Genomic DNA, 14,222 nt, shown 5'->3' with positions numbered 1-14,222 from the left:
CCGGGCGGCGAGACGACGACGGCGATAACGGTGACGGCGGCCGGCGTGTACAGCGTAACGATTACGGACAGCGCTGTGCCTGCGTGCTCAGACACGACCGTTCCGGGCACGACGGTGACGGTGGATCCGCTGCCGACGCCCGTGATCACGGAGACCTGCGGTGATCCGACCTCGACGCTGGATGCCGGAGGACCGTACGCGTCGTACTCGTGGACCTCGGTGCCTCCGGGCGAGCCCGGCGACGGGGCGACGACGCAGACGATCCAGGTGCCGTGCAATTCGACGGGCAGTTACACCGTGACGGTGCAGGATAGCGTCACCTTGTGCTTCGGGACGTCGCCTGCAGAGGATGTCACGAACTGCACGTGCGGCGGCGTGCCGCCGAATGAGCCGTCGGATCCGATTGTCGATCCGGGAGCGCCGCAGCTGAAGATAGTGGATGCAGCGGGGCTGCTCGTGGACGTCCAGGATGAGACCGCCAGCGGAGCAACCGCCTACGTGGTGTACGAGAACGCGATAGGGACGTTCTACGGGACGCCCGGACAGAGCGCGTGCTTGACGCCGATCGGACCTGGTGCGGAGCCCGGGACGGTGCAGCTGGATTACCTGATGGGAGCGCCGGACGTGTGGATCGTGGTGACGTCGGCGAACGCGGACGGCGAGTCGAGCGCCGGACGTGCAATGGATCCGGGACCAGTCTACGTGGAGCGTAACTTGGAACCCGGCTGGCCTGCTTCCACAGTGTGCCCGTAACACCGAAGAAATAACCAAATATTCCCGAAGGGGCTCGAATGAGCCCCTTCGGCGTTTAAGGGAAAAGAGGGTAGCGCGGGGTGGGGGGCATCCTTTCCGGCCGGCGGGACGTGCATGCCTGCCGCCCCCGGTCTCGGGGCGTCTTGGCCGGGCCCCGCCCTCTCCCGTGCCTTCTTCGGCCTGAGAGCCCCCTTCCTTGGTCGTCCGGCGCGGCGGGCAGGCGTCAGGGCGGCCTCAGGGCCTCCAGACGGGGCAGGGAGCGCCTGAACCCCCTTGGATGAGGTCAACTATGGGATATTGCTTATGAGGGGCGGTGAGGGGCGTTTTATCGTCTGCGCCTGGCCTCAGAGAAAGGGCCGTGGGGCGCCTCCCCGCGTCTCCCGGCTCCGTTCATCCTCCGCGGGGCTCGGAGGACGGGCTCCGCAGCGCCCCCGACGGGGGGGCGCGGGAGCTGGTAGGGGCTCCTACTCCTCCTTCGCCGCCTCAAGCCACGCCGCGGCCTTGCGCTCGCGGGCGAGGGCGGCGTCCACCTCCTCCGTCGTGCGCGCCGCGCCGAGCGCCTCCCGCCCGGCCTCGAGCTCCCGCTCGGCCTCCTCGCGGCTGATCGATTCGCGCGCGGCGGCCTCGTCGGCGAGCACCGTCACCGCGTCGCCCTTGACCTCGAGGAAACCGCCCGCGAGGGCGAAGCGCCGCACCGAGTCCCCCTGTGCGAACCGTAGCTCCCCCACGCCGAGCGTAGCCGTGTATTCGGCATGGCCCGGCAGGATCTGCACGTAGCCTTTCGCCGCGGGCGCCACCACCCACGCCGCCTCCTCGTCCTGGACGAGGGGATTTTCGGGGACGGCGAGGGTGAGGCGGAGGGCCATTGGGCGCGTTTTTATCTTACGCCGCTTCCTCTTGCAGCTTCCCGGCCTTCTTCTTCGCGTCGTCGAGCGTGCCGACCATGTAGAACGCCTGCTCGGGCAGGTCGTCCACCTCGCCGTCGAGGATGGTTCGGAACCCCCGGACGGCGTCCTCGCGCTTCACGTAGACGCCCTTGAGGCCCGTAAACTGCTCGGCCACGTGGAAGGGCTGGGAGAGGAATTTCTGGATCTTGCGCGCCCGCGCGATCGTGAGCTTGTCCTCCTCGGAAAGCTCGTCCACACCGAGGATGGCGATGATGTCCTGGAGGTCCTTGTAGCGCTGGAGCGTCTGCTGCACTTCGCGGGCGGTGCGGTAGTGCTCCTCCCCGACGATCTTGGGGTCGAGAATCGTGGAGCTGGAGGCGAGCGGGTCGACGGCCGGGTATATGCCGAGCTCCGCGATCTGGCGCGAGAGCTCCGTGCTGGCGTCGAGGTGGGCGAACGTCGTCGCGGGCGCCGGGTCCGTGATGTCGTCGGCGGGCACGTATATCGCCTGCACGGAGGTGATGGAGCCCTTGCTCGTCGAGGTGATGCGCTCCTGCAGCTCGCCCATCTCGGTCGCGAGGTTCGGCTGGTAGCCGACGGCCGAGGGCATGCGCCCCAGCAGCGTCGAGACCTCGCTCCCCGCCTGCGTGAAGCGGAAAATATTGTCGATGAAGAGGAGCACGTCCTGCCCCATCGCGTCGCGGAAGTACTCGGCCACGGTGACGCCCGTGAGGCCCACGCGCAGGCGCGCGCCGGGCGGCTCCGTCATCTGGCCGTAGACGAGGGCGGTGTTCTTGATGACGCCCGACTCCTTCATCTCCGACCACAGGTCGTTCCCCTCGCGCGTGCGCTCTCCGACGCCCGCGAACACGGAGTAGCCCGAGTGGAACTTGGCGATGTTGTGTATGAGCTCCATCACGATGACCGTCTTGCCGACGCCCGCGCCTCCGAAGAGGCCCGTCTTCCCGCCCTTCTTGTAGGGCTCGATCAGGTCGATCACCTTGAGGCCGGTCTCCAGCATCTCGATGTCGGTCACCTGCTCGCCGAACGTGGGGGGATGGCGGTGGATGGGCAGGGTCTCGTCGGCCTTGACCGGGCCCCCCTCGTCCACGGGCTGGCCGAGGACGTTGATGATGCGCCCGAGCGTCTCCTCGCCCACGGGCACCGAGATGGGGGCGCCAGTGTCCACGGCTCGCATGCCGCGCACGAGCCCCTCGGTCGGCTGTAGGGCGACGCAGCGGGCGCGGTTTTCGCCCAAATGCTGGGCCACCTCGAGGACGACCTCCCGCTTCTCGCCCCCCGCTTCGTCCTCGACGCGGATGGCGTTGTAGATTTCGGGAAGAATTTCGTCGAACTCGACGTCCACCGCCGGCCCGATGATTTGGATGACTTTTCCGATGTTCTCTTTGCTCATGACAGCCTCATGGTCGTCGCGAGATACGATGTACTCCTGCCGTAGACCAGAACTATAGCGAAACCTCTAATAGAAATCAAGAATCGCCTGCGTTTTTCTCCTTTGAAGCGTCGCAAATATGCCATATACTACCTTGCCATGACGGGAACCGTATGCAAGGAGCAAGGTGAATGCCCGCCTTGAGCATGGCCCTCATCGCGGAGGCGGCCGGGTTTCTCGAAGGCCGCATCCGGCGCACGCCCGTCGAGCCGTCGCCGGGCTTGTCCCGCGTGCTGGGTGTCCCCGCGTGGCTCAAGCTGGAGTCGCTTCAAATCACCGGCTCCTTCAAGGTTCGGGGCGCGCTCTTCCGGCTTTCCAAGCTGAGCGATTCGGAAAGACGGGCCGGCATCGCCACCTGCTCGGCCGGAAACCACGGGAAGGCGGTCGCCTACGCCGCGCGCGAGCTCGGCGTCAAGGCGACCGTCTACCTGCCCTCGAACGTGGACGAGTCGAAGCACCGCGCCATTCTAGGCTACGGCGCGGAGGCCGTCATCTCGAAATTTCGCGGCTACGACGACACCCAGGCCTGGGCGCAGGAGGAGGCGGCGAGCTCCGGCAGAACGTTCGTTCACGCCTACGACGACGATTACGTCATGGCCGGAAACGGAGGGTCGCTCGCCGCCGAGGTCCTCGAGGACGCGCCCGAGGCGCGCGCGTTCGTCCTTCCCGTGGGGGGCGGCGGCCTCTCGGCGGGATTTTCCTTTTACGCGAAAGAAAAGCTCCGTGACGCCGTCGTCGTCGGATGCCAGCATAAGGGCTCGCCGGGCCTCGCGCTTTCGCTGGAGAGAGGCGAGGCCGTAACATGTATGCCGGCCATTGAGACCGCCGCCGGCGGCGTCGAAGGCGGCCTCGGGGAGAGAACCTTTCAGATATTAAAGTCGCGCGTCGCCGGTGTGGGCCTTGTCGAGGAGGAGGAGATTTTTGAGGGCGTGCGCTGGATGCTCGACGAACATCAATATCTCATCGAACCTTCCGCCGCCGTTGCCGTCGCGGCCTGCCTCAAGGGGAGGGTGGGGCAGTTGAAAGCACCGGCGGCGGTCATCCTGTCGGGGCGGAACGTGAGTCTCGAGACGATAGAGAGGGTTGTGCGCCGAGGCGCTTTTCCAGCGGGAGGTCGCGGAACAGCATAGCCCTTGCCTTTCCGGACGCGCCGTGGGGGCTTAGTGGCTTCGCGGCGCGCCTTCCCCCATGAAAGTGCGGCGGCGGCTGTCGCCGCCGCCGCAGTGAGAATGCTTCCCTTCCCGGCGGCCGTCCCCCTTTTCTCGAGCCGGACCTCAGCGCGCGGAGATCGGGACGTAGGGCCGCTTGGTTTCGCCCGTGTAAACCTGGCGCGGCCTTGCGATGCGGCGTTTAGGATCCTGCCGCATTTCCATCCATTGAGCGATCCAGCCCGGCAGGCGCCCTATGGCGAAAAGAACGGTGAACATCTGAGTCGGGATTTCGAGCGCCTGGTAGATGATTCCCGAATAGAAGTCCACGTTCGGGTAGAGCTTGCGCTCGACGAAGTAGCTGTCCTTGAGCGCGATTTCTTCGAGCTCCATAGCGACATCGAGGAGCGGGTTCGTTTTCTTGAGCTTCTTGAGTACCTCGGAAGCGGTTTTCTTGAGAATCGTGGCGCGCGGATCGAAGTTCTTGTAGACGCGGTGGCCGAAGCCCATGAGGCGGATGTTGCTCTTCTTGTCCTTGCAATTCTCGAGGAATTTCTTTCCGCTGTCGCCCGATGCGATGATCTTCCCGAGCATTTCGATCACGGCCTGGTTGGCGCCTCCGTGGAGCGGACCCCACAGAGCGCTTACGCCGGCGGAGACGCTCGCAAAGAGGTTGGCGTCGGAACTGCCTACTACGCGGACGGTGCTCGTCGAGCAGTTCTGCTCGTGGTCGGCGTGGAGGATTAGGAGAAGATCGAGCGCCTTGGCCGCCGTCGGGTCCACCTTGTACTCCTCGCAGGGGGTGGCGAACATCATATGTAGAAAGTTCGACGCGTAGTCGAGCGAGTTGTCTGGATAGACGTAAGGCTGCCCGATGCTGTGTTTGTAGGAGTAGGCGCCGATGGTCGGGAATTTGGCGACGAGCAGACTCGCCGCTTCTTTCGCTTTCTCTCCCTCTCCGGCTGCAGGAGAAATGTGCTCCGGGTAGAAGGTGGCGAGCGCTCCTACGACGGCGGAGGCGATAGCCATCGGATGCGCGTCGCGGCGGAAGCCGCCGAAGAAGGACTTGACGTTTTCGTGAAGCATCGTATGGTGCGTGATGTTATCAACGAACGCAGCGAGTTCCTTCTTTTTGGGGAGAACTCCGTAGATTAGCAGGTACGCCACTTCAAGAAAGCTGCTTTTTTCCGCAATTTCTTCAATGGGGTAACCGCGGTAGCGGAGGATGCCTTTCTCGCCATTGATGAAAGTGATGGTGCTTTGGCAAGAACCCGTGTTGGCGTAGCCGGGGTCCAGCGTCGTAAGCCCGCTCTGTGGTCTGAGCTTGCTGATGTCGACCGCTATCTCGCCTTCGGACCCTTCGACAACGGGCAGTTCTAGCTCTTTACCGTTGTAAGTGAGTTTCGCAGTGGAGGCCATGTTTTGTCTTCCTTATGGGGTGTTCCGAGTGACATTTTTTTCGGTTGGCGCTTAGTAGCATGACAGCCTAAACGCGACGTTTGATACAAGAGAAAAAGGCATGTTTCACTAAAACATGGTAGCCTCAAAGCGGCGTTTGATGCAAGCGGAAAAATGCGTTCCATCGGAAACAAGGATGACACGTTTTTTGGTTGGGTCTTAGGAATATTATAGCCTGAATGCGGCGTTTAATGCAAGCGAAAAAGACGCCGCTTCAAAGAAAAAAATTAGCGCCCTTTTTCCAATCCGCCGAGAAACAGATCCACACGGATCCCGACCTGCAGCGCAAGCGCTCGCGTCGGGACATGCCCTCCGGAGAAAGAGGGTGCAGGTCAAACATAAGTTTTCGTGCCTCTTCTTTTTTGAGCTTTCCCTGTCGATGAGGTGCTCGCCAAAAAACCCTTTGTTTATAGGCAGTTATCGACCGCTTTCTCGTTGCGAGGTAAAACTTGCTCCGACTCGCTGGGGGGCGGAACTTTTATTCCATATGATAGAGGGGAGAGAGATTTTTTCGAAAAACGCGGAAAACCGGAGACGCTTCGGCGCCAGCGTCTTTGACACCCGTGTTCACGCTTTGTTATACTGAAACTGCACGGTACCAAACGGCTATGCCGAATTGCATTCTCTACCGCGATGTGCCCGCCGAAGATTTTCTGACTGCATATCGACTCCATGAGGAGAAAAGCTCTGTTGCCTATCTACCCTCGGATGCGCAGTTGCGCGACGTCGCTTTCTCGGGGCGGCAAGAGGCCGGCGGCGTCGCGCACGAGTTGGCGATTTACCTTTTCAACCAGTACGATATGGTGCGCGACGAGACGATGGCCTTCGTCGTCATCCGGACGGATCGAAGCAGCGGCAAGCTTTTGGAAAACACCGCGAAGCGCTTTCGCATCGACTTGCGGGGCCAGAAACTGGAGAGCCTCTACCGCATCGAGCCCCGCTACGGCCTCGTCGTGGGCTTGGCACGGGACTCGGTGGATTCGAGCGTGCGGCTCGACCGCGACCACTGCTATATTACCCTGGTGCTCACGCAGGATCCGTCCCATCCTGAAGTGTCGCTGCTTGAATACGTGGACAGCGATAACCGCGCCCGCTACCGGGAGATTTTCCAGGCGGCCAACCAGTGCGCGCCTCGAAAGCGCGGCCTCATGGGCTTTGACCTCTCGAAGCTGCGCAGCGGGGGACTCAAGGGCGAAGGCGAGTCCCCCTTCCGCCATGAGCATGTCCGTTACTTCGCCAATGCGCTCCGCGAGCGCTACGGCCTCAGGGAGCTTCGAATCTCGCTCATTTACAAAGACGTCACGGAGGACGACCTCAAACGTGCGATTTTGGATCCTTCCTTCGGCCTCTTCTACCCGACCGCAGAGTGCCGCTTCTTCCACTCGACGGAAGAGCTTCTGGCGTAATCTTTGGCGGGTGGCGCTCGCCCTGGCCCTGGCGCATGCCGGCGGGGCGCGCGCCGACCTTGCGGTGTTCGACAACGGGCGCATTCTCAAAATCACCTCCGCGACCACGCACGAAAACGGGAGCGTTACGCTCGTCCTCGAAGGCGGCGGCGAGATGACGCTTCCGCCCGGCAAGGTGGCGCGCGTCCTAGATGATGAAATTCCGGACTACTCCGAAGAGCTTGCCAGGGCCGTGACGCCGTACGATTCGCTTATCGAGGAAATGTCGGAGCACCACGGGGCGGATCCCCGCCTTGTGCGTGCGGTGGTGCGCGTGGAGTCGAACTTCGACCCGGCCGCCGTCTCGCGCGCCGGCGCGATGGGGCTCATGCAGCTCATGCCCTTGACGGCGCGGCAGTACGGAACCGAGAATCCTTTCGACCCGAAGCAGAACCTGGATGCCGGAATTCGGCATCTCCAGTCCCTGCTCGAAAAATACGACGACCTCTCCTTCGCGCTCGCGGCGTACAACGCGGGCGGGGAGGCGGTCGAGCGCTACGGCGGCGTTCCGCCCTTTCGGGAAACGCAGAACTACGTCCGCCGCGTCCTCCAGTTTTACCGCGGCGGCGCGCCTTCCTCATGAGCGTGTCCCGCGCACGCCGCCACCGTTCCCAGGTGCTCTTGCTCGGAGCGGTCCTTGTGTTTTTCGCGGGCACGCTTCTTTTGGTGCAGATCGTGCGCTTCCGGGCGCTCGAGCGCGGCCTCGAGGAGGAATTCGAACAGAGCGCGCTCTCCAGGGCGCGGCTGCTCGAGGGCTGGGCGCAGGAGCGTGGGTTGCTCGCCCCGGAGCGCCAGGACGATTTTTTTGAAGCGCTCCCCGCGATGCAGGACACGATAGCGTTTTCCGGGGCGGGATTTCTTTCCGAGAGGGATCTTCAAAGCGGCTCTCAGCTTTCCATCGCGGAGCGCCTGCGCCTTGGCCGCTCCAAGGCCGTGACCCGCGTTGCGGAGGATGAAGCGGCGGTCGAGTGCTACCTTCTCCTCGCCGACGGGCGCGTCCTTCGGACCACCTTTCCGGCCGCGCGCCAGCAGTGGCTGATGCGCATGGCGCGCAGACTGAGCTGGTTCGAGGGCGCGGCGCTCGTGCTTCTGTTCGGCCTTTTAATCGGCCTGTTCTTTTGGTACGCGGCGCCGTTTTCGCGCATGCTCGATGCGGCGGGAGGCGGCGGCTCGCTCTCCCCGCTGGGCGGGGACGAGCGCGCCTATTTGGTCGGGACGTTCGAGGTGGCCATGCGGGAGCTCCGGAAGCGCGCCGAGACCATGGAGCGTCTGAGCGGCGAGATCGCCCGCGGAGTGGCAAGCGGCGTCATAACACTGGACGCTGAAGGGCGCGTCGTTCGCGCCAACCAGGCCGCGCGAGGCATTCTCGGAATTGAGTCGTCCCCCGAGGGGCGAGGCTTTGCGGACGTGTTTCCCGCGGGGCGCCTGCGCGACCTTGTCGAGAACGTTCTTTCGACGCGCAAGGTCGTGAGCGAGGCCGAAACGTGCCACTCCACCTCCCAGGGGGAGGAGCGCACGCTGGCCGTCTCCCTGTCCCCGATGTACGACGCCGAAGAGACCTTCCTCGGCGCCCTCTGCCTTCTGACGGATATGACCCGCCTGCGGAACCTCGAAGAGACGCTTCGCCTCAAGGAGAACATGGCGCGCCTCGGCGAGATGACGGCAGGCGTCGCCCACGAATTCCGAAATTCGCTCGCAAGCATCCTGGGCTTTGCGCAGCTTATCGAAAAGCGCACGGCCCGCTCCGACGAGACCATCGCCGGCTATGCGCAGGAGATTCTGAGCGAAACCTCCGAGGCCCAACGCGTCGTGAACGACTTCCTGCGCTTCGCGCGCCCCGTCGAGCTCAAGCGCGAACGCGTGCTCCTTCGCCCGCTCTTTGAGGAAATCGTCCGCGAGGTCGATCGGGGAAGTGCTTCTGTCGGCGTGGAGGCGTCCCCGGAGGCTGCTTCCCTTGCCACGTCGGGCGACGCGTCGCTCCTGAAGCAGGTTTTTTTGAATCTTCTGAGAAACGCGCTCGACGCCGTCCGGGAGAAAGGCTCCGGAGGCCGGGTGCGTCTTCGGCTGGAGGACGGGGGCGAAGGCGCCCGCGCCGTCGTGGAAGACAACGGCGTCGGCATGGACGCCGAAACGAAAAGCAGGGCTTTTCTTCCCTTCTTCACGACGAAGGAGCGCGGCACGGGCCTGGGCCTCGCGCTCGTGCAGAAGATTGTCCTGAGCCACGACGGCTCCGTGCACGTTGAGAGCGAGCCTGGCAGGGGCACGCGCGCCGAAGTGACGCTTCCGAAGGCGGGGCGGGGCTGATGCGCCCCCGCGTTTCGTTGTATACTGTTTCCTGGAAGTGCTTCCGTGCTAAACGTCGCCCCACGCCTTATCATGCTGTTCCTGGCCGTCGTAGCGGTAACCCTGCTCGGCGCTACGGGCTACATGGTTTTGGAGCGCTGGGACTTCGCCGACGCGCTTTACATGACCGTCATTACCCTCTCGACCGTCGGCTACCGCGAGGTGGGGCCCCTTTCGCCTGGCGGGCAGTGGTTCACGGTCGCGCTTATCGTCGGGGGCTGGGCGGTGGTGGCCGGCGTGTTTGCCCAGGTCGCCCAGATCATCGTCCAGGGCGAGGTCAGGCATCTTTTTGAAAAAAGGAGAGTCGGCAGAATGGTCGAACGCATGAACCGTCATTTCATCGTTTGCGGATTCGGGCGCATGGGGGAGCGGATCGCCAAGGAGCTTCATGAGCGCAGGATACCCTTCGCGGTCATCGAGAAAGATTCGGACAAGTGCACCGTCCTCCGCTCCATGGGCATCCCGGTGGTTGAGGGAGACGCGTCGGACGAGAAAGTCCTTCGCGGTGCTCACATCGAGTCGGCCCGCGGTCTTGCCACGACGGTGGATACCGATGCCGAGAACGTCTATGTGGTCTTGACGGCGCGGGGAATCGCGAAGGACCTCTACATCGTGGCCCGCGCCTCGGACGAGAAGGCCTCCGAAAAGCTCCGCCGCGCCGGCGCAAGCCGCGTCATCACCCCATACACCATCGGGGGCAGGCACATGGCGCAGACGCTCATCCAGCCCGCTGCCGTGGAGTTCTTCGAGCTGGCAAGCGGCAGGGGAGACAACATGGATATCGATATCGAACGGATCACGATTCCTCCCGATTCGCCATGCGCGGGCAAGGCGCTTTCCGAATCGGGCATACGCGGCGAGACCGATATTATCATCGTCGCCGTTCAGAAGAAGAACGCCAGCATGCAGTTCAATCCGTCTTCGGCCACCGTGATTGAATCGGGCGACACGCTCATCGCAATGGGCAATCCCCGGAGCATCGAAAAGATCGGGCGGTTGGTGGGCGCAACGGAAGCGGGAGGATAGGGTTTACTAATCTGGCTATAATTCAGTTTGCATACAATGAAGGTTTTCGTTTAATGAACCTATGCTGAAACGTTTGAAAAAGGTTCCCTCACGTGTCGTTCCGGCTTGTCGGACGGGTCCGACTGATTCATGACAAAAGGTAGCAAGAAGCAATGAATTTTCTCAAACGTTTCTGGGGTGTGGCGCTTCTGGCTGTCGCTTTGGTCGTGGTGGCGGCGTGGTACTTTCTGCGCGAGGACCATACGCGCGTTCTCCTGGTGGGCTTCGACGGGCTCGACAACCGCACGCTCGACCGGCTTATCGCGAGCGGAGAGCTGCCGACGTTCGCCAAGCTGCGGAGTGAGGGTGCGTGGGGCGATTTGCGCTCCGAGCAGCCCCTCATCTCGCCCGTCCTGTGGACGAGCATCGTCACGGGGCGCGATCCGGAAGCGCACGGCATCTACAATTTCTTCGAGTTCTACGGCGACGGCGAAAAGATGCGCCCCGCCTCGTCCGAGAGCCGTCTTGCTCCGGCGCTATGGAACATCGCCTCGCACTACGGACGCCGCGTGGGGGCCGTGAACTGGTTCTCCTCGTGGCCCGCGGAGCGCATCAACGGCTTCGTGGTTACGAACGAGTGGACCCCGCAGCAGGCCGAGAAGGGACGGCGCGGCCTTTTCTATCCCGCAACGCTCGGCGAGACGCTCGCTTCCTTTGCCGTGCCGCCTCGGCAGGTTCAGGATATCTACCACCGCATCCTTGCCCCTCCCTCGATGCTGGACACCCTTTCGGAGGAGGGGCGGGCCATTTCGGGAGAGTTTTACAGTTACATGCGGGCGGCGGAAACGCACCGCGGGATGCTTTCCGCGCTCCAGGAGCGCTACCGACCCGATTTGTTCATGGTTTACTTCACGCTTCCGGACACCGCGGGGCATTTTTTCGCCGAATACGGGCCGCCTCCTCGCGAGGGCTTGCCCGAGGGCGACATGCGCGCCTTCGCGCGGGCGGTGGACAACGTCTATCGGTACCTCGACGAGGTGCTCGCCGACATCCTGGAGCTCATGGACGAGCACACGACGCTCATCATATGCTCCGACCACGGATTCCTGAGCGGCCTCGAGCGCCCGGATGTCTCCTCGCAGAGGGGCCGTGGCCATGCCGCCGTATGGCACCGCATGACGGGCGTCCTGATGCTCTACGGGCGGGGCGTCAAGCGGGGATTTGAGATTCCCTTCGAGGTGTCGCTCTACGACATCGTGCCCACCGCGCTCGCGCTTCTTGACGTGCCTCTTTCCAAGGAACTTGAGGGCGGACCGTTGGGGGAGGTCTTCGAGCGAGAGGCAATCCTGGCCTCGGCTGCGGAATTGGTGCCGTCGTATGCCGGCGTGCCCAGACGCTTGACCGTTTCCGCTACGGCCGAGGACGTCACGGAGCTTCGCAAGCGCCTCCAGGCTCTCGGCTACCTTACCGCGGGGGGAGAAGAGGAAGGAGAAGGCTGGAAAGAAGGCGCGGAGCATGTTCGCGACCTCGCCGGCACCTACGTCAATATGGGCATCGTCAAGGCGCAGAAAAAGAAACTGGATGAAGCGAGGGGGCTCTTTAAGAAAGCCGTCGAGAAGGATCCTTCCTACGCCATGGCCCATTTTTACGTGGGACGCACCGAGGTCGGGCTCGGCCTCTTGGAGTCGGCGCTCGAGTCTTTCGCGCGGGCCATCGAGGAGGATCCGGACCTCGTTCGGGCCTATCTGGATGCGGCCAAGGTATACAAGCGGCAGGGGAATTTCGAGCAGGCGCTCGCGCTTTTGGAGTGGGCGCAAACGGTGGATCCAAGGGCTCCGGACGCCTATCGCATCGAAGCCTTTCTCCATATGGAGCTCAAGCGCTATGACCGCGCCGAAGCCGCCACCCGCCGCGCCCTCGAGAATATGCGCGTTCCCGAGACACGCGCCTATTTTTTCAATCTCCTGGGGCTGATCGTCCGCGGCGACGAGGGGCGCTTCCTGGAGGCCGAGGACATGTTCCTTAAGGCGGCGGAGCTGAACCCGGGGTGGTTCGAGCCGTGGTTCAACCTCGGCGCCCTTTACGATTTGCTCGGCCGGTTTCAGGGTGCCCAGAAGGTGCTCGAGCGTGCCGAGAGCCTCGCACCCGACAACCTCGCTATCCTCAACGCCCTCGGCAAGGTTTATGCCGACTTGGGCAGCCGCCAGGAAGCTTTGAAGCATTTTCGGCGCTCCCTCGCGCTTGCGCCTGGCCAGAGTGACATACGCCGGCTCGTTCAGCTGCTGGAGGAGAAGGAAGGGGCCGCTCCGGATACCGGCGGCTGAGTCGTTCCCAGCGGAGCTCTCTCCGCGCCGGCACCGTTACGTCGAGCCGCTTACCGTGAGGCCTTCTATGGCGAGGCTCGGGGTTTCCTTGCCGGAAACAAAATAGCGCGCGTTGCCTCCCACGAGCGCGATATTTCCGAGAAGATCGAACAGATTGCCCGCCAGGGCGACGCCCGAGACGCTCTCGGCCGGCTCGCCGCCCCGGATGGCGTGCCCCGAAGCACCAAGCGAGAACTCTCCGGAGACGGCGTTCACGGTGTGAAGGCCCATCAGCTCTTCGACGTGGAGCCCTTCGCCCACCTCGCGCAACAATCCTCCGAGTCCGAGTGTTCCCGCTTCGAGGCGCATCTGGACGGAGGTGATCCGGGGAGTGGTGCTGAAGCCGGCGCGCAGGGCGTTTCCCGTGGGCGAGGTGGCGTACTTTCGCGCGGTGCGCAGGTCATGGAGGAAGGACACGAGCTCGCCGCCGCGGATGAGCACCGTGCGGTGCGTCGGCGTTCCCTCGTCGTCCATGGGCAGGGGGGAAGGGCCGCGCTCGTCGCGGGCGTCCTCGACGAGCGTCACGCATGGGGCGGCGACGCGCTCACCAAGCCTGTCCTCCAGGCGCGACTTTCCCTTGAGCACGTTTTCCGCCGAAAGCGCCTCCTCCAGGGCCTCGAGCAGGGAAGCGACCTCCGGCGGAGCGAGCACGACTGCGGCGCGCCCCGTCGGGAAAGAGGTGGGGTGGAGCTTCGCGGCGGCGCGCTCGGCGGCCGTCCGCCCGATGCGGCGGGCGTCCAGGAAGCGGAAGTTTTTCGAGAAATCGAGCTCGTGGGCCGCCTGCTTTTCCCCGTCCTCGCGTACCACGGCCTCGCCGTAGCCGTAAACGTTCGAGAACGCGTAGCCGCCCAGGAAGCCGTGCGTCGTCGCGACGGCGGCTTCGGCCGCATGGTCGACGCAGTGCGTTTCCGTGAACATGACACGCCGCTCCGCGCTATGTGCCGCCTCGGCGATTTCGAGCGCTTTCGCGATGCGCTCCTCGTCCGGGACGCCTTCGAACGACTCGAATTCCGAAGGAATTCTCTCCGAGCCCGGCGGCCCCTCGGCGGCCTGAAAGGAGAAATCTTCGTCCCGGCGGCTCAGGGTCGCGCCCGAGAGAGCGCGCTGGACGGCCTCGCGCAGCGCTTCCTTCGAGGTTTCGCTCGCGTAGGAAAATCCCATGCGGCGGTCACGGAGAACGCGCACACCGACGCCCAGCGTGTCGGCCCGCTCGACGGTCTCCACCCGGCCCGCCTTCGTGAGCACCTTGCGCCTGACGGAGCGCGACACGTAGATTTCCCCCTCGTCCGCGCGCGAGGCGCGCACGGCCTCGAGGGCCCGCTGCGCGATGTCTTGGAGGGATGTATCTGCGGCCATACGCAAACCGC

The 14,222-nt window shown here is 63.8% G+C and carries 11 protein-coding genes; 7 read left to right on the top strand and 4 right to left on the bottom strand.

Annotated elements, in window-relative coordinates; genetic code table 11:
- Positions 1-75: 75 nt before the first annotated feature.
- On the top strand, positions 76-753 hold the full coding sequence (locus JSV08_02755; GenBank protein UCF81349.1) for a hypothetical protein: 678 nt from the start codon (positions 76-78) through the stop codon (positions 751-753).
- 464 nt (positions 754-1,217) lie between these two features.
- On the opposite strand, the gene atpC is transcribed toward JSV08_02755, so the two are convergent.
- Both atpC and atpD read right to left on the bottom strand, forming a co-directional pair.
- Positions 1,218-1,619, bottom strand: coding sequence for an ATP synthase F1 subunit epsilon (gene atpC / locus JSV08_02750; GenBank protein ID UCF81348.1), 402 nt, complete (start codon positions 1,617-1,619; stop codon positions 1,218-1,220).
- 16 nt (positions 1,620-1,635) lie between these two features.
- Complete coding sequence (gene atpD / locus JSV08_02745; protein UCF81347.1) at positions 1,636-3,054, bottom strand: F0F1 ATP synthase subunit beta; 1,419 nt, start codon at positions 3,052-3,054, stop codon at positions 1,636-1,638.
- 170 nt (positions 3,055-3,224) lie between these two features.
- Here atpD and JSV08_02740 point away from each other — a divergent pair, with 170 nt between their 5' ends.
- Positions 3,225-4,223: a pyridoxal-phosphate dependent enzyme gene (locus JSV08_02740; protein ID UCF81346.1), complete on the top strand. Its 999-nt coding sequence runs from the start codon at positions 3,225-3,227 to the stop codon at positions 4,221-4,223.
- A gap of 144 nt (positions 4,224-4,367) precedes the next feature.
- Here JSV08_02740 and JSV08_02735 read toward each other — a convergent pair whose 3' ends face one another.
- Positions 4,368-5,660: a citrate synthase gene (locus JSV08_02735; GenBank protein ID UCF81345.1), complete on the bottom strand. Its 1,293-nt coding sequence runs from the start codon at positions 5,658-5,660 to the stop codon at positions 4,368-4,370.
- Between the two features lie 647 nt (positions 5,661-6,307).
- Here JSV08_02735 and JSV08_02730 point away from each other — a divergent pair.
- The 5 genes from JSV08_02730 (at position 6,308) to JSV08_02710 (ending at position 12,816) form a co-directional block, all read left to right on the top strand.
- A complete protein-coding gene (locus JSV08_02730; protein ID UCF81344.1) occupies positions 6,308-7,105 on the top strand; it encodes a hypothetical protein in 798 nt (265 codons plus the stop codon).
- A gap of 154 nt (positions 7,106-7,259) precedes the next feature.
- Positions 7,260-7,727 carry a lytic transglycosylase domain-containing protein gene (locus JSV08_02725; protein ID UCF81824.1) on the top strand — a complete coding sequence of 156 codons (468 nt, stop codon included), beginning with the start codon at positions 7,260-7,262 and terminating at the stop codon, positions 7,725-7,727.
- Positions 7,724-9,448 (top strand): PAS domain-containing protein, encoded by a 1,725-nt coding sequence (locus tag JSV08_02720; protein UCF81343.1) that lies wholly within the window; start codon positions 7,724-7,726, stop codon positions 9,446-9,448. Before JSV08_02725 ends, JSV08_02720 begins: the two co-directional genes overlap by 4 nt.
- 45 nt (positions 9,449-9,493) lie before the next feature.
- A complete protein-coding gene (locus JSV08_02715) occupies positions 9,494-10,513 on the top strand; it encodes a potassium channel protein (protein ID UCF81342.1) in 1,020 nt (339 codons plus the stop codon).
- Between the two features lie 152 nt (positions 10,514-10,665).
- The gene (locus JSV08_02710) at positions 10,666-12,816 is read left to right on the top strand and encodes an alkaline phosphatase family protein (GenBank protein UCF81341.1); all 2,151 of its coding nucleotides are present in this window, start codon (positions 10,666-10,668) and stop codon (positions 12,814-12,816) included.
- 36 nt (positions 12,817-12,852) lie between these two features.
- On the opposite strand, the gene JSV08_02705 is transcribed toward JSV08_02710, so the two are convergent.
- Entirely contained in the window at positions 12,853-14,211 is a 1,359-nt protein-coding gene (locus JSV08_02705) for a TldD/PmbA family protein (protein ID UCF81340.1), read from the bottom strand.
- Between the last annotated feature and the right edge of the window lie 11 nt (positions 14,212-14,222).

The organism is Acidobacteriota bacterium, assembly GCA_020349885.1.
Lineage (GTDB): Bacteria > Acidobacteriota.
This window is presented reverse-complemented; position numbering and strand designations above follow the sequence as displayed.